General features: G+C 38.4%; 22 protein-coding genes. 15 read left to right on the top strand and 7 right to left on the bottom strand.

The window, feature by feature from the left end; translation table 11 throughout:
- The first annotated feature begins 104 nt into the window (after positions 1–104).
- The 6 genes from K5G00_RS25930 to K5G00_RS25905 all read left to right on the top strand — a co-directional run bounded on the left by K5G00_RS25930 (position 105) and on the right by K5G00_RS25905 (position 7,981).
- The gene (locus K5G00_RS25930; protein WP_238769418.1) at positions 105–812 is read left to right on the top strand and encodes a hypothetical protein; all 708 of its coding nucleotides are present in this window, start codon (positions 105–107) and stop codon (positions 810–812) included.
- 427 nt (positions 813–1,239) lie between these two features.
- Complete coding sequence (locus K5G00_RS25925) at positions 1,240–1,485, top strand: AbrB/MazE/SpoVT family DNA-binding domain-containing protein (RefSeq protein ID WP_238769417.1); 246 nt, start codon at positions 1,240–1,242, stop codon at positions 1,483–1,485.
- Positions 1,476–1,799: a type II toxin-antitoxin system PemK/MazF family toxin gene (locus K5G00_RS25920; protein ID WP_238769416.1), complete on the top strand. Its 324-nt coding sequence runs from the start codon at positions 1,476–1,478 to the stop codon at positions 1,797–1,799. Before K5G00_RS25925 ends, K5G00_RS25920 begins: the two co-directional genes overlap by 10 nt.
- 373 nt (positions 1,800–2,172) lie before the next feature.
- Positions 2,173–4,704 carry a DEAD/DEAH box helicase family protein gene (locus K5G00_RS25915; protein WP_238769415.1) on the top strand — a complete coding sequence of 844 codons (2,532 nt, stop codon included), beginning with the start codon at positions 2,173–2,175 and terminating at the stop codon, positions 4,702–4,704.
- The gene (locus K5G00_RS25910; protein WP_238769414.1) at positions 4,704–5,300 is read left to right on the top strand and encodes a transposase; all 597 of its coding nucleotides are present in this window, start codon (positions 4,704–4,706) and stop codon (positions 5,298–5,300) included. Before K5G00_RS25915 ends, K5G00_RS25910 begins: the two co-directional genes overlap by 1 nt.
- 5 nt (positions 5,301–5,305) lie before the next feature.
- Complete coding sequence (locus K5G00_RS25905; protein ID WP_238769413.1) at positions 5,306–7,981, top strand: N-6 DNA methylase; 2,676 nt, start codon at positions 5,306–5,308, stop codon at positions 7,979–7,981.
- Between the two features lie 290 nt (positions 7,982–8,271).
- On the opposite strand, the gene K5G00_RS25900 is transcribed toward K5G00_RS25905, so the two are convergent.
- Positions 8,272–8,697, bottom strand: coding sequence for a putative quinol monooxygenase (locus tag K5G00_RS25900; protein ID WP_238769412.1), 426 nt, complete (start codon positions 8,695–8,697; stop codon positions 8,272–8,274).
- Positions 8,698–9,009: 312 nt separating this feature from the next.
- Here K5G00_RS25900 and K5G00_RS25895 point away from each other — a divergent pair, with 312 nt between their 5' ends.
- From K5G00_RS25895 to K5G00_RS25885, 4 genes are all read left to right on the top strand, one after another.
- Entirely contained in the window at positions 9,010–9,180 is a 171-nt protein-coding gene (locus K5G00_RS25895) for a hypothetical protein (protein WP_238769411.1), read from the top strand.
- Between the two features lie 101 nt (positions 9,181–9,281).
- Positions 9,282–9,404, top strand: a complete 123-nt coding sequence (locus K5G00_RS29885) for a hypothetical protein (RefSeq protein WP_262921454.1) — start codon at positions 9,282–9,284, stop codon at positions 9,402–9,404.
- A 315-nt stretch (positions 9,405–9,719) separates the two neighbouring features.
- Complete coding sequence (locus tag K5G00_RS25890; protein ID WP_238769410.1) at positions 9,720–10,079, top strand: VOC family protein; 360 nt, start codon at positions 9,720–9,722, stop codon at positions 10,077–10,079.
- An 84-nt stretch (positions 10,080–10,163) separates the two neighbouring features.
- Positions 10,164–10,973, top strand: a complete 810-nt coding sequence (locus K5G00_RS25885) for an AraC family transcriptional regulator (RefSeq protein WP_238769409.1) — start codon at positions 10,164–10,166, stop codon at positions 10,971–10,973.
- An 86-nt stretch (positions 10,974–11,059) separates the two neighbouring features.
- On the opposite strand, the gene K5G00_RS30100 is transcribed toward K5G00_RS25885, so the two are convergent.
- Positions 11,060–12,631, bottom strand: a complete 1,572-nt coding sequence (locus K5G00_RS30100) for a GMC oxidoreductase (RefSeq protein WP_238769408.1) — start codon at positions 12,629–12,631, stop codon at positions 11,060–11,062.
- Positions 12,632–12,757: 126 nt separating this feature from the next.
- On the opposite strand from K5G00_RS30100, the gene K5G00_RS25875 reads away from it, so the two are divergent.
- The 5 genes from K5G00_RS25875 (at position 12,758) to K5G00_RS25855 (ending at position 21,063) form a co-directional block, all read left to right on the top strand.
- The gene (locus K5G00_RS25875) at positions 12,758–13,621 is read left to right on the top strand and encodes an alpha/beta hydrolase (RefSeq protein ID WP_238769407.1); all 864 of its coding nucleotides are present in this window, start codon (positions 12,758–12,760) and stop codon (positions 13,619–13,621) included.
- 11 nt (positions 13,622–13,632) lie between these two features.
- Positions 13,633–15,063 carry a sulfatase gene (locus K5G00_RS25870; RefSeq protein ID WP_238769406.1) on the top strand — a complete coding sequence of 477 codons (1,431 nt, stop codon included), beginning with the start codon at positions 13,633–13,635 and terminating at the stop codon, positions 15,061–15,063.
- A gap of 1 nt (position 15,064) precedes the next feature.
- Positions 15,065–16,411, top strand: coding sequence for a sulfatase-like hydrolase/transferase (locus tag K5G00_RS25865; RefSeq protein ID WP_238769405.1), 1,347 nt, complete (start codon positions 15,065–15,067; stop codon positions 16,409–16,411).
- On the top strand, positions 16,408–17,787 hold the full coding sequence (locus K5G00_RS25860; RefSeq protein WP_238769404.1) for a hypothetical protein: 1,380 nt from the start codon (positions 16,408–16,410) through the stop codon (positions 17,785–17,787). The genes K5G00_RS25865 and K5G00_RS25860 overlap by 4 nt, the downstream gene beginning before the upstream one ends.
- Positions 17,788–17,949: 162 nt before the next feature.
- A complete protein-coding gene (locus tag K5G00_RS25855) occupies positions 17,950–21,063 on the top strand; it encodes a glycosyl hydrolase (protein ID WP_238769403.1) in 3,114 nt (1,037 codons plus the stop codon).
- On the opposite strand, the gene K5G00_RS25850 is transcribed toward K5G00_RS25855, so the two are convergent.
- From K5G00_RS25850 to K5G00_RS25830, 5 genes are read right to left on the bottom strand one after another with little or no spacing between them, the layout of a single operon-like run.
- Complete coding sequence (locus tag K5G00_RS25850) at positions 21,060–21,842, bottom strand: MBL fold metallo-hydrolase (protein ID WP_238769402.1); 783 nt, start codon at positions 21,840–21,842, stop codon at positions 21,060–21,062. The genes K5G00_RS25855 and K5G00_RS25850 overlap by 4 nt on opposite strands.
- The gene (locus K5G00_RS25845; RefSeq protein WP_238769401.1) at positions 21,839–23,059 is read right to left on the bottom strand and encodes an MFS transporter; all 1,221 of its coding nucleotides are present in this window, start codon (positions 23,057–23,059) and stop codon (positions 21,839–21,841) included. Before K5G00_RS25845 ends, K5G00_RS25850 begins: the two co-directional genes overlap by 4 nt.
- A 31-nt stretch (positions 23,060–23,090) precedes the next feature.
- Positions 23,091–23,513, bottom strand: a complete 423-nt coding sequence (locus K5G00_RS25840) for a NifB/NifX family molybdenum-iron cluster-binding protein (protein WP_238769400.1) — start codon at positions 23,511–23,513, stop codon at positions 23,091–23,093.
- On the bottom strand, positions 23,510–24,388 hold the full coding sequence (locus K5G00_RS25835; RefSeq protein ID WP_238769399.1) for an ATP-binding protein: 879 nt from the start codon (positions 24,386–24,388) through the stop codon (positions 23,510–23,512). The genes K5G00_RS25840 and K5G00_RS25835 overlap by 4 nt, the downstream gene beginning before the upstream one ends.
- Positions 24,385–25,254, bottom strand: a complete 870-nt coding sequence (locus K5G00_RS25830) for a nucleotide-binding protein (RefSeq protein ID WP_238769398.1) — start codon at positions 25,252–25,254, stop codon at positions 24,385–24,387. The genes K5G00_RS25835 and K5G00_RS25830 overlap by 4 nt, the downstream gene beginning before the upstream one ends.
- Between the last annotated feature and the right edge of the window lie 22 nt (positions 25,255–25,276).

Below are 25,276 nucleotides of genomic sequence, written 5' to 3'. Positions count from 1 at the left end.
ACAACACCCTTATCCTCACTTTTCATGGGTAAGGGGTTTTGTGTTCAAAAATCGATAAATCAGACAATATCCGTGGTTTTCGTTATATACAATTTAAAACAGAAATGAAAATAGCACATATTACATATCTCTTTCTTTTCCCATTCATGATAATTTCGTGTATCAATAACAATGTTGCACAGACTGCGGAATTGATAAAAAAGTCATCTAGAAAATTTAAAGAAGTTAAGATTGTTACTACAAATAAATGCGACACTATTTCCATAAATGAAGATTCTTTTATATTTGATACAACTTACAACTCACATAAAGCTGACTATGTTTCTGCAGTCTATTTTGAGACTGTAAAAAATGCAAACGATGTTTATATTGAATTTACTAATAGCGAACACATATTTTATCAAAAATCACTAAAAGAGGAGTATTTAAAATCACTTGTAGATTTTTATCAATCAAATCAAAAATATTGCGAAGCGCAAAAGGAAATCTTTTCATTATATAATGCAGAAGAACAATGGAATATTGTAACGGCCCTCACTAGTTTAAAAAGTGAGATGAATGAGTCTTTTAATTCCATTGATTACTTTAACTACGTCTTGGACGCATCACACGGAAACAGTGTGAATTGTAGTAAACTAAAACTTCTTCATATCTTAATAAAGGAAGTAAAACTTGAAAATTTCTGGGAAAAAGGTGGAAAAAGGAAGGACGCAGCAGAGTTTGTTGAGAAATCAAATAATGTTCTTGAAATATTAAACTGCACCACAATCGACAAATTAGATACATTTGAAATTATACGTGATTCAATATAAATTAAAATGTTGCCTAATCAGGTAGCCCGCTTTGCCAGTAAACACTGACAGGGAGAGGCCCTTACACCATATTACGTACGCAAGCTTCGCTTCTTCCTTTCGCACCATCCAGTATCCAAAATCCAACATCCGGCTTCATTCACACTCCGCTATTTAGACCCCTTCCAAACTTTAATGCCTTATTGTTAAATTCATTCCGTTCGTATAATTTTATTTCCCCGAAACCCGGCCGCACGTGAAAAGGATTCAAAGTGCAGAACTGCCGCCCCCGGTTTTCCAATATTTATTAAAAACAACTAAAGGTGAACAAGACAACCCGTAAAAGGAAATATTGTACATGTTTGGTGGATATATAAACTAGTTAGCCTTAATTTTGAAATTCGCCAAAATGTTATAACTTTGTAATTACATATTTAAAAATTCAGTTATGGAAATTTCAGTTATAAAAATCGGAAATTCAAAGGGAATCAGGTTGAGTAAAACCCTTCTTGACAGGTACAACATTAAAGACACCGTTGATTTAATAATGGATAAAGGACAGATTATCATAAAACCAATTTCAAAACCCCGAAAAGGATGGGAAAAAGCTTTTGAAAAGATGGCTAAAAATGGCGATGACAGTTTATTGATTGACGATGTGTTTGACGATGAAAACCTGGAAGAATGGAAATAAAACAATATCAAATCATATTAGTCAATCTAGACCCGACAATTGGGAGTGAAATTAAAAAGACCAGACCTTGTGTGGTAATTCCTCCCAATGAGATGAATAAATATTTGCGGACAGTTGTAATTGCTCCAATGACAACAAGTTCAAAAAAATATCCGACAAGGGTAAAAGTTAAGCATGACAATAAAATCGGCTGGATTGTTTTGGACCAAATCAGGACAATTGACAGACAAAGAATAATAAAAGTTTTTGGAGAACTACACGATTCTGAAATTCAGGAATTAAAATCGGTTTTAAAGGAAGCTTATATTGATTAAAAAAAGAAAAAACTAAGGCTAGGAGGTACATATTGCAGGGCGGGGTTCGGTGGTAAGCCAACTGCGGATTCTCGTTTCGCAGTTCGGTGTCCTTCGGACAGGAACGCTCTCCGAAATCCGCCCCGAGAACATGTACCAACCATTAGGTGCAAGGCTGAAAAAACGAACGATAGTGCAAACTTGATGGAATTTTTGTTTTGCCGACCCGCAAGAAAAATAATAGCCAACGCATATTGCACACATTGGCAAGCCCCACGAGCCGATGCTCAAACCAAAGCTTACCAAAGAGTGCAATTTTTGCCGACGCTCAGACCAAGATACAGAGATGAAAAATGTATCTTGCAAAATTAAATGATAAACGGATTTTGAATGAATGTTAAATAACGAAGCACACGCAAGGATTAAGATTAACAAACTGCTTGAGGAAGCAGGTTGGCGTTTCTTTGATACGGAAGAAGGCAAAGCTAATATCCTGCTTGAAAACCACGTAAAGATTACTCAACAAGAGGTTGATGCTTGGGGCAATGATTTTGAAAAAACAAAGTCTGGTTCACTTGACTTTTTACTGGTTGATTCGGACAACAAACCGATTTGTGTTTTGGAAGCAAAAAAGGAGAAATTACATCCTTTGGTTGCAAAAGAACAAGCAAGAAAATATGCAAAAACCGTTGGTGCTCAGTTTATCATTTTATCAAACGGGATAGTTCACTATTTATGGGACACACAAAAAGGCAATCCCAAACCAATTTATAAATTCCCTTCACCACAAGAGATTGGAGCCATCAAAGAATGGAATCCCGACCGAAAAGCTCTGGCAAATGAACCTGTAAACGAAGATTTCATTGCCATTGTGCAAATGCCCGACTATGCAGAACGACCTGACTGGAACGGCAGCGTTGAGAAAAGCAAAGACTTTGTTTGGCGAAACGGACTCCGATTTTTAAGAGCATATCAGTTAAGAGCTGTCAAATATTTACAGCATGCAGTTAGCGAGGGCAAAGACCGTTTCTTATTTGAAATGGCAACAGGAACAGGAAAAACCCTGACTTCGGCAGCAGTAATCCGATTGTTTTTGCGTACAAAGAATGCAAGGCGTGTTTTATTCCTTGTTGACCGTTTGGAATTGGAAGACCAAGCATGGAAAGCTTTTACAAACTACCTGAAACCTGATTACACAACATTCATTTACAAAGAAAACAAAACGGATTGGCATAAAGCGGACATAATTGTTACAACCATTCAATCGTTAATGTTCGACAACAAATACCGTTATGCTTTTGCCCCGAGTGATTTCGATTTGATTATTTCCGATGAAGCACACCGTTCGATTTCGGGAAATGCAAGAGCGGTTTTTGAATATTTTCATGGCTACAAATTAGGATTAACAGCCACACCAAAGGATTATCTGAAAGGCGTTGACCCAGATAAGGTAAAAGACAACGACCCAAGAGAAATTGAACGCAGAATGTTGCGTGATACTTATTCAACTTTCGGTTGCGAAGGTGGAGAACCAACCTATCGGTATTCTTTGCTTGACGGTGTAAAAGACGGTTTTCTTATCAACCCAAAAGTGATTGATGCAAGAACCGAAATAACCACGCAATTGCTTTCTGATGAGGGTTATGCCGTTGCATTTACAACCGAAGAAGGAGAAGAAACAGAAACGTTTGTATCGAGAGATTTTGAAAAGAAATTCTTTTCTGAAAAAACCAATCAGGTTTTTTGCAAAACCTTTCTTGAAAATGCTTTGCATGACCCAATCACAAATGAGATTGGTAAAACCATAATTTTTGCGGTAAGTCAAAACCACTCACGAAAACTGACAGAAATACTAAACGAATTTGCGGAACAACTTTATCCAGGAAAATACAACTCCGATTTTGCTGTTCAGGTTACTTCACAAGTGGGCGAAGCCCAACAAATGACTATCAATTTTACCAACAATAATTTGAATGGTAAAACAACTTGGCTGGAAGGTTACAAATCGAGCAAGACAAGAATTTGTGTAACCGTTGGCATGATGACAACAGGTTACGATTGCCCCGACTTATTGAACTTGTGCATGATGCGTCCGATTTTCAGCCCTGCCGATTTTGTGCAGATTAAAGGACGTGGAACAAGAAAGAATACTTTTGAATTCAAACATAAAAATGAATTGGGTGAAGAAGAAATCTTACAACACGAAAAGGAATTCTTTAAACTGTTTGACTTCTTTGCCAACTGTGAATATTTTGAAGAAAAATTCGATTACGATGAAAAACTAAAACTTCCCAAACCCAAACGAGGCGGCGGCGAAGGTGGTGGCGGTGGTGTCGATATCGACAAATACACAAGTGTACGCCCAGACCCGTTGGCTGTTTTGAACGAACAACAAATTGGTTATGAAGGAATGCGTATCGACCGTGAGTTGTTCAAGAAATTCACCGACCGAATTGTAATGGACGACATCATTAAAAAGAATGTGGAATTGGGTAATTGGGAACAAGTAGTTTCACACATTCAACACGAGATATTTGATAAGCCCAAAGAATATTTCAATTTGGAAAAATTACGGAAGGCAGCAAAAATAGACCGTAAAACATCCATTCGTGAAGTAGTAGAAAAGATTTTTGGAATCATTCCAAAATTCAAATCGAAAGACGAATTGTTGGAAGAGGAATTCGATAAATTCATATCCATTTATCCGCCTGACGAGGATATAAATATTCGGGCATTAAAATATTTTTTTAAAGCATACATTGTTGACAATGAGTTGCGGAAAATTATTGAGGCAAAAGATTTTCAATCATTGCAAACAAATCCAACGCTTACCATTTCGCAGTTTAAGGCAGTGTCAGCAAAATATCGGGAAGTAATCCCTGCATACATTAAAGATTATATCAATCTGGATAAATTTGCAGCCTGATGTCGGATAAATTCAAAGGAAAATACCGCAATGAATCTGCCCGTTTGCAAAATTGGGATTATGGCAGCAATGCTGCCTATTTTATTACAATTTGTACGAAAGACCGCGAACATTATTTGGGCGAAATTATCAACCATAAAATGCAGGTTTCTCCGGCAGGTGGCATTGCACATGTATTATGGTACGAAATTAAAAATCATGCAAAAAATATCGAATTGGGCGAATTTGTTGTTATGCCAAATCACATTCATGGTATTCTGATTTTAAACGGAAATAACGCCGGGATATGGGATGGTGTAGTAGGGACAACGCATGCGTTGTCCCTACAATCGATTACCATTCCTCCCATTGATGCAGGGCATACCCTGTCAACACCGGGTCAACAACGATTCCAAAACCAGGGAAAAAATACCATTTCATCCATTGTTGGTTCCTACAAATCGGCGGTAACCAAATATTGTAATCGATTAGGATTTGATTTTTCCTGGCAACCCCGTTTCCACGATCATATAATTCGCGACGATAAATCATTCCAAAATATTAAAAATTACATTTGCGAAAATCCCGAAAAATGGCAGGACGATAAATTTTATTAATAACAATGTTAGATACACAAACAAAAAAGAGAATAGACGATTGTCGTGATATACTGGTTGGAAAATTACCCGACCCCAAAGCCCAGATTGAGCAAATTACCATTGGCTTAATATACAAGTTCATGGATGATATGGACAAGGAAGCAGTTGAGCTTGGGGGGAAAGCTAAATTTTTTTCAAATTATTTTACAAAAGACCCTGAAAATCCAGATAAAGAAATCCAGGTTGAATTTGAAAAATATAGTTGGGATAAACTTTTTGATACAAAAGTAACGGCATCCGAAATGCTGAAACTTTATTCAGAAGCAATAGAAGGGATGGAAAAAAATCCAAACATACCGCAATTGTTTCGGGATATTTTCAATAATGCTTATTTGCCTTATCGAGACCCAGAAACATTAAAATTGTTTTTGAAAACCATTAACGAGTTTGAATATACGCACAGCGAAAAGCTGGGGGATGCCTTTGAATATTTACTTTCGGTAATGGGTTCACAGGGTGATGCGGGACAATTCCGTACACCGCGCCACATTATTGACTTTTTGGTCACAATTGTTGACCCGCAAAAAACAGATACCATCCTTGACCCGGCTTGCGGAACAGCAGGATTTTTAATTTCTGCCTTTAAATATATTAGGGGCAATAGCGATCATCGTACGGACAACGCATGCGTTGTCCCAACAGCATTGACACCTGACGAACAAAAAAAATTAATCAATAATATTCGCGGCTACGATATCTCCCCCGACATGGTACGCCTGAGTTTGGTAAACCTTTATTTGCATGGATTTTCTGACCCTCATATTAACGAATACGACACCTTGAGCAGTGAAGAACGTTGGGATGAATATTTTGATGTGGTTTTAGCCAATCCACCGTTTATGAGTCCGAAAGGCGGAATACGACCACACAAAAAATTCACCATAAAATCAAATCGTTCCGAAGTATTATTTGTCGATTACATTGCCGAACATTTGAATCCCAAAGGTCGTGCAGGTGTGATTGTTCCCGAAGGTGTGATTTTCCAGAGCGGAACAGCTTACAAAGATTTACGCAAAATGCTGGTTGAAAATTACCTGTATGCCGTTGTAAGTTTACCAGCAGGTGTTTTTAACCCATACAGCGGTGTAAAAACTTCCATTCTGCTGATGGATAAAGAAATTACAAAATCAAACAATGAAATCCTTTTCGTAAAAATTGATAACGATGGTTTTAATTTAGGCGCACAGCGCACAGCGATAAAAGGAAGTCAACTTGATGAAGCTATACAAGCTATTAAGCAATTTAAAAGCGGAGATTTTGCAGATAGTTCCCTTGCTCATGCTGTTTTAAAAACAGATATTGGTTCGAATGGTGAATACAATTTGAGTGGGGACAGATATAAGACAATTTCTCATTCGAATTCAGATTTTGAATTTGTTAAGCTTTCTGAAATAACTGATGTAAGAGATGGTACACATGATAGTCCAAAATATGTTGAAACAGGCTATCCTTTAATTACATCTAAAAATGTAAAAGATGGTTATATTGATTATTCAAACGTAAATTATATTTCTAAAGATGATTATGATAAAATAAATCAACGTTCTTATGTTGATGACGGGGACATAATAATGCCTATGATTGGTACAATAGGTAATCCAATTGTTGTAAAGAAGGAAAAAGAATTTGCTATTAAGAATGTTGCATTAATCAAATTTTATGAAAATTCTAAAATCAACAATCATTATTTAAGAGCTATTTTAGGTTCTGATAATTTTAGTGAGCATTATAACAACTCTTCTTCAGGTTCAACTCAAAAATTCATCTCATTATCATTTATTAGAAATCTTGAAATCCCCCTTCCCCCTTTATCCGTTCAGGAAGAAATAGTAGCCGAAATTGAAGGTTATCAAAAAATCATTGATGGGGCAAAAATGGTTGTAGAAAACTACAAACCCAAAATTGATATTCCTGCCCGCGTGTTTCAGGCAGGAGGGGATCCGGATTGGAAAATGGTGGAGTTGGGTAAAATAATTTCTACTCAAACTGGTGGTACACCATCTAAGGCAAATGACAGTTTTTGGATTGGAGATATACCTTGGGTTTCTCCAAAAGATATGAAATTGGATTTTATTTCAGATTCAGAAGACCATATTTCAGAATTAGCTGTTAAAAATAGTTCTACTAAAATTGTACCTGCAAATACAATTTTAATTGTAGTAAGGTCAGGAATCTTGAAGCACTCACTCCCAATTGCTTTAACATCAAAACCAGTTAGTTTCAATCAAGATATTATCGCAATACAAACGGAAAGTGAACGACTTTTTCAGAAATACCTTTTTTATTACTTAAAAAGTACTTCTTCAATTCATATTCAAAATGGTATTAAACCTGGTGTTACAGTTCAAAGTTTTCATAACGGATATTTCAAAAAACTAAGTTTTCCATTACCTCCATTAAATATCCAAAAACAAATTGTTTTACAAATCGAAAAAGAAGAAGAATTAGTAAATGCCAACAAACAACTGATTGAAATATTTGAGCAAAAAATAAAAGACAGGATTGCAAAAGTTTGGGGCACTTCGTCTTCGCTCGGAACAGGCGGGGAAAAAGCAGAAAAAGAACAGGCATTGGATGGTTCTGCTGAACCGAGTCGAAGCATGGCAGCCGAACCGAAAACAAAATATAAAACGAATTGATTATGATAGCCCACGCTTTCCCTTAGCTGTCGCAAATTTGTAATAGTGCCCTGTTCCTACATCCTTCTGTTGTTTTGTAAAACATACACCAATCTCAAAAAATTTCCTGTGAAAACGGAGAAAGTAACGGTTGGTTTCAAAAAATTGTCCGGGCCGGTTGAATCAAAAAAATGACTAATGGGCGCATTCCCAACCCAGCTTGAATCAAAAAAAATGACCAAAATGTAATTCGTTATTCTCGCCTGCAATTGGATTCAAATAAAAAACAAGTGAAATTTTCGGAAAAACTACTATTTTTCATTCGCACCGGGGCAAACCCAATAGGTATAACCGGTTTTCGATTGAAACGAAGGATCGCGGATATCCCGTGTTTCGGCAATATGTTTTTTTGTATGTTCCAGTTGCATGTGTGCATTGTGCGCTCCTTTTGTTGCCCACGCTTCTGTAAGGCAAAATAAAGTACTGTCGTTGTACGACTGAAACAGCGAATAATCAAGGCAACCGGGTTCCTGGGCCAGAACTTTTGCTTTGCATTCATCAAACGATTGCTTTAAGAAAGATACATATTCGGGTTTCACTTTAATCTCAAACCGCATTACAACATTCATCGAATCTTTGTCAAAACTACATTCGTGCTGTGAGGTTGTGTTGGTTAGACTGCTGGTAATGAAAGCAATGGTTACAAGCGTCAAAATACCTAAAATAAGATTTTTCATTTGGCTAAAATTTAGTTGGTTATTTTAAATACGAATATATCCTGTTTTTTTTAGAAACCAACTATATCATGTAAATTCAATTGACTTCCCTTCGTTTTCAAAGAGGGGAGAGAATTTCAAACCACCTTTTATTAATTAAATTAGTGTGCTATTCCAATCCTTTGGCTGATGTGGATTTGTAATATTGCCCTGTTACTACACCATCCTATTGTATTGTAAAACACAAACCAATCTCAAAAAAATTTCCTGTGAAAACAGAGAGAGTAACGATTGGTTTCAAAAAATTGCCTCGGGGGCAGGTAAACCTGCCCGGTGAAAATTGAAAAACAGCCGATGAGAGGGTTCCCCGGGCCGGTTAAATTTAAAAAATGGTCAGGGGATGTATCCCGGGCAGGTTGGTTCAAAAAAATTGCTGATGGGCGTGTTACCAGGCTCTTCGGAATCGGAAAAATAGCCAATGGACGTATTACCGGGCCCGCTTGAATCAAAAAAATTGCCGGTGGACGTACATCAAAAGGCGGTTCAATCAAAAAAATAACCAATGGACGGGGCAGGCGGACCGATGGAGTCAAAAAAAATGACCAATGGGAGGGTGGGGAGTTCCGGTTGAAACAGAAAAATGGCCCGGGGGAAGGGTGAGACTTGCCCCGGGGCTTGTAAAATCAAGAATTTTGGAGAACATCAACGAATATAGTGCGCCTTTTTGACTTCGTTACTCAGTTTCGTAATGGTTGCACAGGAATTAAAAAGGATGGTCAGCACTATCAAAAACAGGGAATTTTTCATGATAGTTGATTCATTGGTTTGAAACAATAAGTTACGAAATAAGCCGCTGAAAAGAAAGGTGTTAAATGGTGGTGGTTATTGCCACTCCCACTCCCGATCAGTCACTCATTTACCAGTTTTTTAATGTAAAGATTAGATGCAACACCCGTTAAGAATGTCGCAAATTTCCAATTTTAGCAAGGGGACAGACAATAGTTTTGTGGTGGTATAAAATTTTAAACAAAAGAGAAAAGACAATGAGAAAACTAATTTCATGGGTAGAAATCCCGGCAACAGATTTTGAGAGAGCTGTAGAATTTTATCGTTCTGTATTAAAAACCAACCTGCAGGTGATTGACTGCGGTTTTGAAAAAATGGCCTGTTTCCCCAACGGAGAAGGTGCAATTTCATTGGCCCCCGGTTTTAATCCATGTAAGGACGGGGCATTGGTGAGTTTTAACCTTGAAAAGGATTTGGATGGAGCCATTAAAAGAGTAAAGGAAAATAACGGGACAATTGTACAGGCTAAAACCAAAATTGAAGTCGAAGGACGGGGCTATTTTGCCTTATTTATTGATAGCGAAGGAAACAAGGCCGGTTTGTATGGCGATGAATAACTAAAAAAATGAGATTATGGTTTACCCGCGGTCAGGCCATAATCTCGTTTTCATTTTTTAAATTTACGCTCATATTAAAAGAACATGGAGTACAGTATTGCTAAGCCGTCGGTGTTGTTGTCGAAGTTTATAAAACATTACTGGGCGATTGAAAACTGCTTTCCCGGTTTTGTGCAGCATACGCAACGAATTGTACCCAACGGGTTACCGGAGCTTATTTTCTATCTGGGCGACAGGCCGGTTGCAACGGATACTGCCCGGTCGATCAATGAAAACGCGCTTTTAAGCGGGCACTTGCGGGGATTTTATGATATTAATGTTTCCGGGAAATTATCCGTGTTTTCAATATTGTTTAAACCACAGGGTTTGCGTATGTTTTTAGATATTCCCTTAAATAAGCTTTTCAATCACCACGTTCCGCTCAGGTACCTGTTTAAAAATGATGCAGTGGAAATTGAGTCAAAACTATTTGAAGCTGGTTCGTTTTCAGAGCGAATAAAAATTATCGAAAATTATCTTTTAAAAGTTCTGGGAAAAAGTATTGCAAAATATGAATATAAACGGATTGACCACTGCATTAATTTAATCAATCAAAAGCGGGGTGTGGTTCATGTCGATTTTCTTGCCTCAGAAGCCTGTTTGAGCCGCAAACAATTTGAAAGGACTTTTTTATATTACGTCGGAACTTCTCCTAAACAGTTTTTAAAAACCATTCGTTTTCAGAGTTCCATAGATAAAAAATCCCGGAATAAATCTGCAAATTTAACCGACCTGACATATAGTTGCGGATACTATGACCAATCGCATATGATAAATGACTTTCAAAAACTGACCGGGATGACACCCAAGCAGTATTTCAATGAATGTGAACCGTATTCAGACTATTTTCAGTAACCGGTTTCGTTTTCTCCTTACTGCACAGTTTGTTTCCACAGGCATGAACTAAAAACAGCTTCAAAATCAGCTGTTTATTCATCTACTCATTCACTCACTGGTTTTTCCTGTACTTTACTCATGGCATATTCAGCCAGTGCAGTAATCGTAAAACTCGGATTTACTCCGGGATTTCCCTGTACCACTGAACCGTCCAGAATAAACATATTGGGGTAGTTGTGCACAGCAAAATTTGAATTGATAACTCCGGTTTCAGAGGAACTTCCCATTGGAACACCACCAAGAATATGAGCAGTTGACGGAACATTCATCAGGATTTCTGCAGCTGAGTTTTGCGAATGTGCATTGGCTTTTTTTGCGTAGCGGTGCATAATGTCCTGTCCAACCGGCAGGTAGGCCTGTACGTTTTCTTCTCCGTTGTTTTGTAATGTCAGCTTTTTACGGAAAGGCCATTTTTTTAAAACAAAACGCATTTTAGTGTCCACTGTCTGCATCACCAAAAAAATAATGGTGTTTTCTGCCCAATGGCGGTTAAAGAACATTTTAAAAAACAAACCCGGCCGCGAAACTATTTTTCCAAAAAAATGAAGTACGCCTAACAGGTTTGAACCCTGTTTATCGGTTGCAATGGAAAGCAAACTCCGCATTACATTTGATTTGTTCGGGTATTTGACAATTTCAACCGAAGTATCTTTATCGGGTTTAAATATGGAACTGATGGCAATGCTGTTGTTTAGTTTGCGGTCGGAAAGCGTAGCGGTGCAAATTGTTTCCGAATTGGTGCGTACTGATTCACCCAGTTTGTCAGAAAGATCGGGTAGCGTTTTGTATATGTGTTTTTGGTTAAGCAGCAATTTTAATGTTCCCAGAACTCCGCCTGAAACGATAAGTCCTTTGGAGTAGAAAATCCGGCTTTTCCCGGGAAATATTCCTGCTGTTTTTTTTGTATAAACCAGATATTCTCCGTTTACAAATTCAATCTTCCACACATTGGTTTCCGAAAGAATATCAACACCTTTTTTCTCTGCAAACCAAAGATAATTTTTGTCAAGTGTATTTTTAGCATTTTCCCGGCATCCTACCATACAGCCCGCGCAGTTGGTACACGGTTTTCTCAAAGGGCCCTCTCCGTTAAAATACGGATCCTGTGGCCTGTCGTCTTCGTTAAAATAAACAGCCACATATACGTTGTCGAACGACTCTTCCTTGCCCAAATCTTTGGCAACTTCATGCAGAATTTTGTCTTCTGTATTTTGTTTGTCAAACTTGGTACGTCCGAGCATAAAACCAGCTTTGTCGTAAAACGGAGCCAACTCTTTTTTCCAGTCGTTAAAAGCTGCCCACTGTTTATTTCTGAAAAATTCATCATGCGGATACATTAAGGTGTTTGCATAAACTAGGCTGCCCCCTCCAACACCCGTTCCACTCAGAATAAAGGCATGTTTGTATATGTCCAGTTTTTGAAGTCCCAGGAAACCAAGTTGCGGCAACCACAAATATTTTTTTAAATTCCAGTTGGTTTTTGGAAAATCGTCTGGGCTAAAACGTCTCCCTTTTTCGATGGTTAAAACCGAGTATCCTTTTTCGGAGAGCCGCAATGAAGAAACACTTCCTCCAAAACCGGACCCAATGACAATGTAATCGTATTTTTTTTTCACAAGTCGGACATTACAACCACTAAACTTACAAAAAATAGTGATTAAATTCTCTGCTAATTTTTATTAGAAGTATGACATTTTCTATAGATTTAATAGCTTTGTTCAAACAAACAAATAAGCTGAATCATGAAGAAAATCTTATTATCTGTTGTTGTCTTGTTTTACGTTGTTACTTCCGGTGCCCAGAGTGGGAAAGTGATAGAATCGCTTCAGTTTAAAAGTAACCTGGTCGATTACCCGGTGGAATATTCCATATATCTCCCGCCTGATTATGCAACTTCAGAAAGAAGTTACCCGGTTTTGTATTTGCTGCACGGATATTCCGACGATGAAACAGGCTGGATTCAGTTTGGGGAGGCCAACCGTATTGCTGACCAGGGAATAAAAAATGGTGATTTTCCTCCCTGTATTATTGTAATGCCCGATGGAAAAGTGACCTGGTATTGCAACAGTGTTGATGGAAAAGATCCCTGGGAAGACATGTTTATTCAGGAATTTATTCCGTTTATTGAAAAAGAATACCGTATTCGTCCTAAAAAAGAGTTTCGTGCCATTGCCGGGCTGTCAATGGGAGGATATGGAGCCTTAAAACTGGCAATGCGCCACACCGACTTATTTTCAAATTGTGTGGCTATGAGTTCAGGAACTTTCACCGATGAAGAGATGCTGGGAAGAGACCAGTATGACCGGTATTTTGGGAACATTTACGGTCCGAAAAAGAAAGACGATTTGGGCGAACACTGGAAAGCCAACAGTCCGCTTTATCTGGCTGAATCGGTGGATGTCGAAAAATTGAAGTCCGTACGCTTTTATATTGATTGTGGCGACGACGATTTTTTGTACAAAGGAAATGCTGCGCTGCATGTCAAAATGAGAGATTTGGGTATTCCCCACGAATACCGTGTACGAAACGGCGGGCATGAATGGGGCTACTGGCGTACCGGATTATTTGACGGGTTGGTATTTATTTCAAAAACTTTTCACCGGTAACAAACAAAACCATGAAACTGAAAATCGGGGCTGTTTTTTTGTTTGTTTTTATTGTTTTCTTTTCATTGGCACAAAATGCTCAAAAGCCCAATGTACTTTTTATTGCTGTCGATGATCTTCGTCCTGAATTAGGATGTTACGGGAAAACACAGATTCAATCACCCAACATCGATAAATTGGCCGAATCAGGATTGATGTTTAACCGTTCCTATTGTAATGTTCCGGTTTGCGGTGCTTCACGTGCAAGCATATTATCTGGGATACGTCCAAACAGACAGCGTTTTTTGAATTTTAGCTGCTGGCAGGATCAGGATGTTCCGGGTGTGGTAAGTCTGCCGATGCATTTTAAAAATAACGGCTATTACACGGTTTCCCTTGGGAAAATTTATCATCATATTACCGACGGGAAAGGGAGCTGGTCGGAAACGCCATGGTTTCCCGAAGGCGACTGGCAGGGCTGGCAAGCTTATGTTTTGCCGGAGTCGCATAAACAAATTGAACCACGCCCCAACGGAAGCGGTATTAACGGTCCGTCGTTTGAAAGTCCGGATGCACCGGACCATATTTATCCGGATGGAATGATTGCCGAAGAGGCCATCCGTCAGTTAAATGAACTGGAGAAGAAAAAGGAACCTTTTTTTCTGGCAGTGGGATTTCTAAAACCACATCTTCCTTTTAATGCGCCAAAAAAATACTGGGAGTTGTATGATTTTGATAATTTAAAATTACCGGAGTACATGCAAAAACCGGAAAATGCACCGGATGTCTGTATGCATAATTTTGGTGAATTGCGAAATTATACCGATGTTCCCGATCAGGGGCCGATGGAGGAAGAATTTATGCGAAAGCTTATTCACGGTTATTATGCCTGTGTGAGTTACACCGATGCTCAAATTGGAAAAGTCCTGGATGAACTGGAAAATCTGGGTCTTGCCGAAAATACCATTGTTATCTTGTGGGGCGATCATGGCTGGCATCTGGGCGAACACGGCCTGTGGTGCAAACATTGTAATTTTGAAAAAGTACTGCATACTCCGGTTATTGTGAGAGCGCCGGACAAAAAACAAAATATAAAAACAGATGCATTGGTGGAATATGTTGATATCTATCCATCACTGTGTGAACTGGCAGGTTTGGAAAAACCGTTTCATCTGCAGGGAAAAAGTTTTGTTCCCTTGATGGAGAACCCGGATCAGCCGTGGAAAGAGGAAGTCTATTGTCGCTGGATTAAAGGAGAAACTCTTGTTACGCAAACCCATACCTATACCGAATGGTTTGATGATTCGGGTAAAATGAGCGACCGTATGCTTTATGATTTGACGACAGATGCTGAAGAAAAAGCAAATATTTCAGAAAATAAAGAGAATAAAACACTGGTTCAGCAACTCTCCGAAAAAATAAAAAAACACATTGCAAAACGCGATGAAATAATTATCCCGTAGCATGAAAACGTATCATCCGTTTTATATCCTGTTGTTTGTTTTGCCCTTTGTTTTTTCTTCCTGTAAAAAAGAAAAGGAGAAATTGCCCAATATTGTACTGATTATGGCAGATGACATGGGATATGAATGTTTGGGATGCAACGGAAGCACTGAGTATAAAACTCCGGCACTTGATCGTCTGGCGACCGATGGGATTCGTTTCGAAAATTGTTATTCACAACCCCTGTGTACGCCATCGAGAGTAAAAATTATGACAGGGAAATATAACTACCGGAATTATGAGGATTTTGGTTATTTAAATCCCAACCAGATAACTTTTGGAAATATATTAAAAGAAGCCGGTTATTCTACCTGTATTGCCGGAAAGTGGCAACTGAACGGGCTAAACCGAAATAACCCGGGAAACCAGGATGTAACCCGGCCCAACCATTTTGGATTTGATGAGTATTGTTTGTGGCAGTTAAATCATACGCGTGCGGAGGGGGAGCGCTATGCAAATGCCCTGATAACACAAAACGGAGTGGATTTGTCGTGTGATGTCACTGACTGTTACGGACCGCAGGTATTTGCAGATTTTGTTTGTGATTTTATTGACAGGAAAGCAAAAGCGCCTTTTTTTATTTATTATCCGATGGTACTGGTGCATGATCCTTTTGTGCCCACTCCCGACTCCCCTGAGTGGAGTGACCCCGGCCGGCGTTATGAAAAGGACACAGCCTACTATGCAGACATGATGAATTTTACCGACAAAATCGTACTTCAAATAGAATCAAAACTCAAAGAAAAAGGAGTTTGGGACAACACGCTGTTTATCTTTACGGCGGATAACGGAACCAACAGGGCTGTAATTTCAGAAACCAGCTATGCTAAGGTAAAAGGGGGAAAAGGGCTTTCGGTAAACACAGGAAATCATGTTCCGCTGATTGTTTCCTGGCCTGAAAAAACGAAGGGAAACGCTACCGTTGATAATATCATCTCCTTTGCCGATTTTTTACCAACTTTTTGCGATGCTGCCGGCGTGGAGTCTTCAAAATATAAAACCGACGGAGAAAGTTTTTATTCGCTCCTTACCGGAGAGGACACGGAGAAACAAAATGAAATTTTTATTCACTATTCACCGCGTTGGGGAACTTTTAGCCACGACCGCTGGGTAATGGATGATACTTATAAATTGTATAAGGACGGACGTTTTTTCAATACTTCGCTTGATACATTGGAAAAAAATCCGCTTCTGGATATGACCCGGGAAGAGCGGGATTTGAAAAGCAGATTTGAAAAAATCCTCCTTGAAAAAGAAAATGAAATTCCTTTCGTTTTAAACGATACAACTTTTAATATTACGTATTGAAAAAACTAATTATCATATTTTATTTATTGCTTTCGCTTTTGTCTCGGGGAAAGGCACAGGATACAATCCCTGATTTTAGCTGGGGGAATGCACATTATTTTAATTTAAATGAAGGCGATAGTTGTACGTTTAATAAGGTTAATATAAAGCTTTTGCGGCTTGAGAACCATTACAACCATATTAAGGTCGGGGAAGACACACTTTGTGTGAAAGTCAGCCGGAGAACCCTGCCTGTTTTATCCAATGGCTTGCGTTTTTTTGTGGCCGACAATAAAAATGTAAAGTCGATAACTTCAGACTCTTTGGTTCACGGACTCCTGACCAAAGATGCACTGATTTGTGTTTCCAACTATCAGGAGCCTTTACTCAATCCTTATAAATATTCATTTCCGGTAAATTTTAACGATGGTTTTATCTGGAATACCGAAGTTGATGGATATATGTTTGCCTATATGGGGGAAGACAATAAAGACGGAGAGAAATATTATCGTTCGCACGAGGGGATCGATCTGGATTTAAGCGATGCGCGCGGACTGGAAAAGCACTGGATTGTAGCTTTGGAGAATTCAGAAGTGGAATGGATTGAAGAATATGAGGCTGGAAATGAGAAGGCAGCCTGTGTATTGCTAAGAAGTGAATCGACGCCACAAATTTTTTATGTTTATGAAGGTCTTCTTGCCAAAAGTCTTGAAATCAGAAAAGGGCATAAAATTATTCAGGGAGAAATTCTGGGAACAGTTTGGGGAGATGAAAATGATGGATTTTTGCAACTGTCGGTGATACATTCAACCGACGTTCCGCAATACGCAGAACGGTTTAACAATGCAGTTAATTTTTTTCCGCAGCTTTTTCTGCTGTATTACAATCAGACGTTTAGTTTAAATAAGAATTATTCAAAAGGAAGAATTGTGTTTGGAAAAAATGGGAATGCTTCTGATGAAAACAAAACGAATATTCATTCCTACGAAAATTATATTGGTAAAGGTTGGCTTTTTGACCACTGGAATATAAGCCAGCGTGTTGATTGTATTTGCAATGGTGACGAGAGCAATGCCAGACTAAATAAAGTGTTGTTCGCGGGAAGTCCGGCGGAAAAAAAGAATCCTGAAAACAACTACGATTATGAAATTAGTGTAAGTAACGGAACCTATCGTATTCGTGCAAAAGTAGGTGATTTGGAGTTTCCGTCCTGGCAAAAAGTGGAACTTGAAGGTATCGAAGCCGGAACATTTGACCTTAATGCAGGAGAATACAAATGGACAAATGAACGTGTGGTAAAAGTAAATGATGGAAAATTAAGCATTCGGATATATGTCGACTCTTCAAACCGGAAAGTAGCTGGTTTAAGTGAAATTGTGTTTCAAAAAGTCAATTAGATTTTGAGTTTAAAAAAACTGAGAATGTCCGCATTGTATATATTCTTTTTTGCACTTTTTGCTGAATCTGTTTCACTATCTTTTTAAAAAGACCATGAAATAACTATAGCATGGTATTTTTTGGGATATTAAGTCCATTCGATAAAGAATAAAATATTTTAAATGAAAAAGTTTTTACCTGTTTTTAGCCTGATTATCATTTTGTTGTCTTGTGGAAAAGAGAACAATAAAGAACCGGAGAAAATTAACAGCTTCCGAAAAATGAAAAAGGAGTTTTGGAATCCGTCTGCCGGATATCGAACTGCTCCCTTGTGGGTATGGAATTCAAAAATAACCAAACAGGATATTGATAAAACACTGGAAGAATATAAAAATAAAGGGATTGGCGGTGTTTTTATTCATCCGCGCTATGGTTTAATTACAGAGTACTTGTCGGAAGAATGGTGGGAGTTGGTGGAGTATTCGTTTGAGAAAGCCGGGGAACTGGATTTAAAAATCTGGATTTACGATGAAAATTCATTTCCAAGTGGTTTTGCCGGTGGGCATGTTGCGGCTGAAATGCCCGAATCAAACAGTGAAGGAGTCCGGTTAAAGTCCCTTTTTATGAAAGTGTTGGAGCTTCCTGAAAATGCCAGGGTGAAACATGTATTTAAGAAAGAAGCGAACCAATGGAAAGAAATAACAGAAATAAGCAGCAATGAGAAAGGCCGGGAAGGGGAGTATTGTGTTTTGATTTTGGAAGATTATGGAAAATCAAAGTGGTTTGGCGGCTATTCTTATGTTGATTTGTTGAAACCGGGTGTTACTGAAAAGTTTATCGAGATAACCATGCCAGGCTATGAGCAGACCCTTGGCAGGGAATTTGGAAAACGTGTTCCCGGCATTTTTACCGATGAACCAAATACAAACACCCGGAGCCATGGAACAATCCGATATACACCTGATTTATATGAGCAATTTGAAAAACGACGGGGATATAAACTGGAGTCTCATTTAATGTCGCTGATAACAGAAACCGGTGACTGGAAAAAAGTGAGACACGATTATCAATCTGTTATTTTGCAGTTGTTTATCGATCGCTGGTCGAAACCCTGGTATAAATACACCGAGGAAAAGAATCTGGCCTGGACCGGGCATTATTGGGAACATGGCTGGCCAAGTCCGCAGGAAGGACCGGATAACATGGCGATGTATGCCTGGCATCAGCAACCGGCAATTGACATGCTTTTTAATGCAGAAGAACTTCGTCCGGACCAGTTTGGGAATGTTCGAAATGTAAAAGAGCTTTCATCGGTGGCTAATCAGTTTGGCCGACACCGCACATTAAGCGAAACATATGGCGCTGCCGGGTGGGAATTGACTTTCTTTGATATGAAACGTTTGGGCGACTGGGAGTATGTTCTGGGAGTCAACTTTATGAATCAGCATCTTGCATACATCTCATTGGTGGGCGACAGAAAGCACGATTTTCCGCAGTCCTTTGGAACACATAGTCCTTACTGGGGTGTTTACAAATATCTCGCTGATTATTTTGCCCGGTTGTCGGTGGCACTTTCCTCCGGTGTTCAAAACAATAAAATAGTAGTAATTGAGCCAACTACCACTGCCTGGATGTATTACAATCCGCAGGGGGAGAATCGTGAATTGAAGGAGATAAAAACAAAATTTGAGCCTTTTTTGGACCAATTGGAACGCTGGCAGGTGGAATACGATTTGGGGTGCGAAGACATTATCAATCGTCATGGTGAAATTGATGGTAACAAATTTGTGATTAATCAGGCAGAATACGAAATCGTTGTTTTACCTCCCGGTCTTGAGAATTTGGATAAATCAACTTTTCACCTGTTGCAGGAATTTGCCAAAAAAGGAGGAGAAATCATTCAATTGGGAAATCTTCAGTTTGTTGACGGAGAAAAGGCTTCTTTTGCTGATCTGCAAAAGAATGAAAACTGGAAAAATGAAAAGTCCCTGAATCCTTCCTTTTTTGCTGACCTGGCAAAAAATGAGAATATTCAATTTGAACATCCGGATTCGATCGCCGGAAAGGTTTTTCATCAGCGAAGAGAATTGAAAGACGGACAACTGCTTTTTATTTCCAATTTTGATAAAGATGAAACAGCGGAAGTCAATTTGAAAATGAAAGGAAAAGGTGTCGTTTGTTTACATACTGAAAACGGAAAAACAGAAAATTACATTTTTGAACGCGAAGGCGGTAATGTACATTTTTCAGCGACTCTGCCTCCTGCCGGAAGCCGTTTGTTTTTTATTTCAAAGTCAGGCAAAAAAAGCCCGGAACCAAAAGAAGAACGGGAAATGGAACTTTACGACGCAGGGGAAATGACCATAAAACCGGTGACACAAAATATACTGAACATCGATTATGTGGAACTGACTCTGGATACTTTTGACGCTGAACCGATGTATTTTTACGAAGCGGCCAACAAAATATGGCAACATCACGGTTACCCTGATAATCCATGGGTTTCGTCAAGTCAGTTTAAAACAGAACTGGTTGATGCCGATACTTTTGGCACAGGCAGCGGATTTACAGCTTGTTATCCTTTTACTGTTGATTCAGCCTTTTCATCAAAGAAAATTCAGCTTGTGGTGGAGCAGCCCTGGTTGTATAAAATTTTGGTAAATGGAAAACCGGTAACAGAACTGGAAAACAAAAACTGGATGGATAAAGATTTCTGTTTATTTGAAATCGGTAATTTGATTCAGGTGGGCCGAAATGAAGTGGTTTTAACGGCTTCTCCTTTTTCTGTTTATTGTGAACTGGAACCGGTTTATTTACTGGGCGATTTTGCTGTTTTTCCTACCAACAACGGTTGGATGTTAGAGAATTCCCTGGAATTGGAGTTAGGCTCGTGGAAAAATCAGGGAATGCCTTTTTACGGGCAAACCATAGCCTATTCAAAAAAGGTTCAGTTAAAATTGGAAACCGATTTTCTGGTAGAGTTGAATGCCTGGGAAGGAACCGTTGCCGAAATATTGGTGGATGAGGGTCATCAGGGGATTTTGTATAAAAAACCTTACAAAATGAAAGTTACTGTTCCGTATGGAATTCACGATATTAAAGTAAAAATTACAGGCAGCAATAAAAACACATTTGGCCCGCATCATAATTTCTCTACTCCGGGTCTGGTTACACCGGGGAGTTTTAAAACAGCCCCCATAATTCAGCCTTCCGGAAATGAATATGATCTGTTAAATTATGGTTTGATGGAGGACTTTGAAATTTATAAATATGCAGAAAAAGAAATTGATTATTAAAAGGTAAATATCATGCCGGTTTTTACCTGCTGAAATTTAAAACTTTCAAAAAAAGCAGCCAAAGCCGGCAAATCAGTGCAGTGAGAAGGATAGACATTTTTTACTGCATTTTTTTTGAAATATTCAATCGTTTTTTGTGTTTGCAGGTTGTTGTGTTTTAAATGAAAGCCACCGATAACGGTATCGACCGACGAAATATCTGTGACTTTTTTTGCATATTCCACAATGTTGCAAATTCCGGAATGGGAACAACCAGTTATTACAAGCAGTTTGTTTTTAATTACCGCGGCCAAAGCAGAATCATCAGGAATAAAATCATCGTTTCCAAATTCGTCCTTAAAAGAAGTGGTTTGCGATTCAAAATCATTTTCTCGCGGAATTTCACCCAGAAACCAGAGATTCTCAGTGATCTTTAGCGGAGATGTCGTTTCTTTCAACTCAAATTTTTCCGTAATTTTTTCCCTGGTGAATCTAAATCCAACAGGGGAGTGGTCTGTTTTTCTAAAGCGGTTGATAAAGGACGAAGGATGTGTAATAAGTGTTTTGTTTTCCAAATGTTGCAAACCATCAACATGATCCCAGTGCCCGTGGCTTAAAACCACTTTTTTTATTTCTGAATGAATATTTATACCCATCTTTTCAGCGTTTTTCAGAAACACATCTGAATGACCGGTATCCCATAATATTTTTTCCCCGTCAATTTCAAGGAGGTAGGAGATTCCATGTTCTGCAAGAAAAGAACCGCCGGCAACATTTTCGGTAAGTACGGTGAGTTTCATTTTTTACAATCAATTTTAAAGATGAAAAAGGTGGAGGATGCAATAATTACCATAAACAAAATAAAAAACGACTGAAATCCCAGGTGGCTGATTACGGCACCTCCCAAAAGTGGAAACAAAGCCGGAAGAATATTTCCTGCGCCGGCAAATCCCGTATATAATGCGCGGTTTTCATTTCCCGATACTTCAAGTAAAAGGCCGCTCATACTCATTGTATACAAGGAGTAAACAACCCCTCCGATGATAAAAACGTATTTAATCATCGAGACATCTGTTATAAAAAAGGCAGTGGCTGCCAAAATCAACGACAAAATTACGTTGCTGTATAAAAGCACATTGTATTTTAATTTTTTGGCGCCCAGCAAAACCATCAGGCTCACAAAAACAATCCCAATAACTTTGAAAATCAGGAAAATACCAGTATCATTACTTTGGGCTTTAAAAATTTCTTTGGCATATAAAATCACAAATGGAAGAAAGGAAATGGCAATCCCCTGTGTGTTGATAAATCCCAGAAAATAGGCGAGCTTTTTATTTTCATGCAATTCCCGTTTTAAGACCTTAAAAAAATCCTTTATCCCGGATATTTTCATAGCAGAAGGAACCACTTCTTTTATACTCCAGAATCCTCCGGAAGCAATAAGCAAAAGTCCGCCTCCAATAAAAAACATCAAAGCATAATTTACAGGGAATGCTTTCCAAACCAATACTCTTTTCACAAAAAAAGCAGAAATTAAAACAATGATTCCTGAGATAATTTGAAGGGATGAGAAAAATGATTTTCGTTTTTCCTGGTTGACTGATTTTCCTAAAATGTCGGTATAACTGATGTTAGCAAATGCACCAGCCAGAGAAAAAAGAGCAATAAATACAAAGGCCAGCCAAATAACATATCCGGTTTGTTCCCCGGTTAAAAGAAACAATAAAATGCCAAGCCCGATGAGCGAAAAAATACGTGTATTAATTCCTAGCAGAAGATGTTTTCTTTTATAAGTTTTGTTACTTAAATAAGGGGCAAAAAACAATTGGGTAAAACTGGAACCTCCCAGCATAATTGCAGTCATTAACCCGATATGAAAAGCGCTTCCTCCTGCTTCCACCAGCATGGCCGGAATAATCGTATCAACATCCATAAAATTTTTGGCAAACGCCAGAAAAGTAGCGTGCCACAAAAAAGCTCTGAAATTATGGGTAGATATTTTTTCTGTTAAAGCCATTGTTTAACGCAGTGGTGTATTCCAAAAAGGACTATTTAATTGCCAGTTTTAATACACCTGTGTTGATCCTGAAAAGCATGTGTCCCGATTGGCGGTTTTTTAACTCGTCTTTTATCCATTTCATATTTTTATTGAGAATTTCAACTACCTGTTCCGGATTCTCTTTTTCAATAAGAACGGGGATAAAATCGTCGGTAACCAAACGCAGGTTTTTGCTGAACTTTTTGGAAACCAATACGGTAACATCTTTTGATTTTAAAAAAGAAACAATTCTTTCCCGTTTTTCTTTTATGTCAATATTTCCGGGATTGGGAACCGGATTTTGAAACTCATTTATAAAAACCAACTCACCGTCAGAAAACTGGTAAATGGCAAATTTATCAGCATCTCCAAAAATATTATTTATAAATATATTTTCATTGCTTAAGGCAAAAGCAAAAACTATCCTTTTCATACACTAAAATGCTCTGTGATTTGATTCCAAATGTAGTAAATCTCTTTGCTAAAATTACAATTTGGAGAAAATTCAACAATAGTTTTTTCAAATATTATTGATTCAACCACATTTTTATCGAAATCGATTTTTCCGGCGAGGGTGATGTGGTTCGCAGAAAGATATTGAACTACATCTTGAGACACTTTTGGATTCAGGTCGTATTTATTAATTACGGCAAAAATCGGAATTTCAAAATTACGAACCAGTTCTATTAATCGTTTTGCGTCGTGCAGACCGGAAAGTGTGGGTTCTATAACCATCAAAACCAAATCAGTTCCTGTAACAGAAGAGATTGCTGAACAGCCTATTCCCGGGGGACCATCGTTAATAATAAAATCGGCGTTGGTATCCAGTGCAATTTCTTTGGCTTTTTCGCGAATTCGTGTAACCAGTTTTCCTGAGTTTTCTTCACCGGGGCCCATTTTAGCATGAATCAGTTTTCCAAAACGCGTGTTGGAAACATACCATGAATTATTTGTATTCTCAAAAACCTGAATCGCATTTTCAGGGCAAATTCGTTCACACAATCTACAGCCTTCACATTGAAAAGGGTTGATTTTATACTGCTTTTTTGTATTAAGATGAATCGCATCGAAACGGCATTTTGCTGCACATAAGCCGCAGTTTGTGCAAATTTTCGATTGTATTTCTGCTTTATTTCCACTGCTAAAAGAGTGACTTTCCTTTATCTGAGGTTGAAAAATCAGATGCAAGTCGGCAGCGTCTACATCGTTATCGCAAAACACAGCATTTTGTGCAACAGAAGCGAGGGCAGCAGCAAATGTTGTTTTTCCGGCTCCTCCTTTCCCGCTTAAAACTGTAATTTCTTTCATCGCACTGCCAGTTTTAATTCCAGTTTTTGAATCAGCTCTTTGTATATTTCTTCAATTTCAACCGGAATGTTTTCTAAAATGTCTCCCGATGCATATTTCCTTGCATACGATTTATCAAAAGGAATTTCAGCCAGAATATCGATGTTGTAATGAACCAAAAATTCATAAACATTACGATTTCCCAGCCCGGCTTTATTGATGATTACGCCAAATGGTATTTGTAAATCCAATAACAGCTCAACAGTAATTTTCAGGTCGTGTAAACCAAAAGGAGTGGGTTCAGCTACCAGAATAACGTAATCAGCGTCAGCAACAGTTTCTACTACCGGGCAGCTTGTGCCTGGAGGTGCATCAAATAATACGATTTCTGAATTTGGATTTGTTTCTTTCTTTACCTTTTTAATCAATGAAGTTTGCATAGAGGAACCGACTTTCAGGCGTCCTTCTGTTAAACCCAAACCGATTCCTGTATCCAGATATTTTATCTGTCCCAGCGTTTGGTTTTGTTCTCTGATTGCTCCAAAACTACAGGCCTCCAAACAAGCTCCGCATGAGTGACATAAATCAGCATTTACCCCGGCAAAGTTTAGCGCTTTTACAATGGAAATAGCATTGAACCCGCACCAATTTGAACACTTTTTGCAAAATGTACATTTTTCCGGATCTATCTCAGGAACGGGAAGAAATACTTCCTTTTCTCCTTTTGTCTCTGCACCGGGGAAGAATAAGGCATCATTCGGTTCCTCAACATCACAGTCCACAAGTAGAACTGCTTTGTTGAAGAACTTCGCTATAAAAAAGTATAAGTTAATTGAAACGGTAGTTTTTCCTGTTCCACCTTTTCCACTTGCAACCGCAATCTTCATTTTTTTATATGTTATAAAATGG

Source organism: Maribellus maritimus, from assembly GCF_022267315.1.
Classification (GTDB): Bacteria; Bacteroidota; Bacteroidia; order Bacteroidales; family Prolixibacteraceae; genus Draconibacterium; species Draconibacterium maritimum.
The sequence above is the reverse complement of the archived record's forward strand: the minus strand, read 5'-3'. Positions and strand labels throughout refer to the sequence as shown.

Coding starts and splice junctions, on each gene's coding strand:
- K5G00_RS25930 (WP_238769418.1), top strand. CDS start 105: ATGAAAATAGCACATATTACATATCTCTTTCTTTTCCCATTCATGATA.
- K5G00_RS25925 (WP_238769417.1), top strand. CDS start 1,240: ATGGAAATTTCAGTTATAAAAATCGGAAATTCAAAGGGAATCAGGTTG.
- K5G00_RS25920 (WP_238769416.1), top strand. CDS start 1,476: ATGGAAATAAAACAATATCAAATCATATTAGTCAATCTAGACCCGACA.
- K5G00_RS25915 (WP_238769415.1), top strand. CDS start 2,173: ATGTTAAATAACGAAGCACACGCAAGGATTAAGATTAACAAACTGCTT.
- K5G00_RS25910 (WP_238769414.1), top strand. CDS start 4,704: ATGTCGGATAAATTCAAAGGAAAATACCGCAATGAATCTGCCCGTTTG.
- K5G00_RS25905 (WP_238769413.1), top strand. CDS start 5,306: ATGTTAGATACACAAACAAAAAAGAGAATAGACGATTGTCGTGATATA.
- K5G00_RS25900 (WP_238769412.1), bottom strand. CDS start 8,697: ATGAAAAATCTTATTTTAGGTATTTTGACGCTTGTAACCATTGCTTTC.
- K5G00_RS29885 (WP_262921454.1), top strand. CDS start 9,282: ATGGGAGGGTGGGGAGTTCCGGTTGAAACAGAAAAATGGCCCGGGGGA.
- K5G00_RS25890 (WP_238769410.1), top strand. CDS start 9,720: ATGAGAAAACTAATTTCATGGGTAGAAATCCCGGCAACAGATTTTGAG.
- K5G00_RS25885 (WP_238769409.1), top strand. CDS start 10,164: ATGGAGTACAGTATTGCTAAGCCGTCGGTGTTGTTGTCGAAGTTTATA.
- K5G00_RS25875 (WP_238769407.1), top strand. CDS start 12,758: ATGAAGAAAATCTTATTATCTGTTGTTGTCTTGTTTTACGTTGTTACT.
- K5G00_RS25870 (WP_238769406.1), top strand. CDS start 13,633: ATGAAACTGAAAATCGGGGCTGTTTTTTTGTTTGTTTTTATTGTTTTC.
- K5G00_RS25865 (WP_238769405.1), top strand. CDS start 15,065: ATGAAAACGTATCATCCGTTTTATATCCTGTTGTTTGTTTTGCCCTTT.
- K5G00_RS25855 (WP_238769403.1), top strand. CDS start 17,950: ATGAAAAAGTTTTTACCTGTTTTTAGCCTGATTATCATTTTGTTGTCT.
- K5G00_RS25850 (WP_238769402.1), bottom strand. CDS start 21,842: ATGAAACTCACCGTACTTACCGAAAATGTTGCCGGCGGTTCTTTTCTT.
- K5G00_RS25845 (WP_238769401.1), bottom strand. CDS start 23,059: ATGGCTTTAACAGAAAAAATATCTACCCATAATTTCAGAGCTTTTTTG.
- K5G00_RS25840 (WP_238769400.1), bottom strand. CDS start 23,513: ATGAAAAGGATAGTTTTTGCTTTTGCCTTAAGCAATGAAAATATATTT.
- K5G00_RS25835 (WP_238769399.1), bottom strand. CDS start 24,388: ATGAAAGAAATTACAGTTTTAAGCGGGAAAGGAGGAGCCGGAAAAACA.
- K5G00_RS25830 (WP_238769398.1), bottom strand. CDS start 25,254: ATGAAGATTGCGGTTGCAAGTGGAAAAGGTGGAACAGGAAAAACTACC.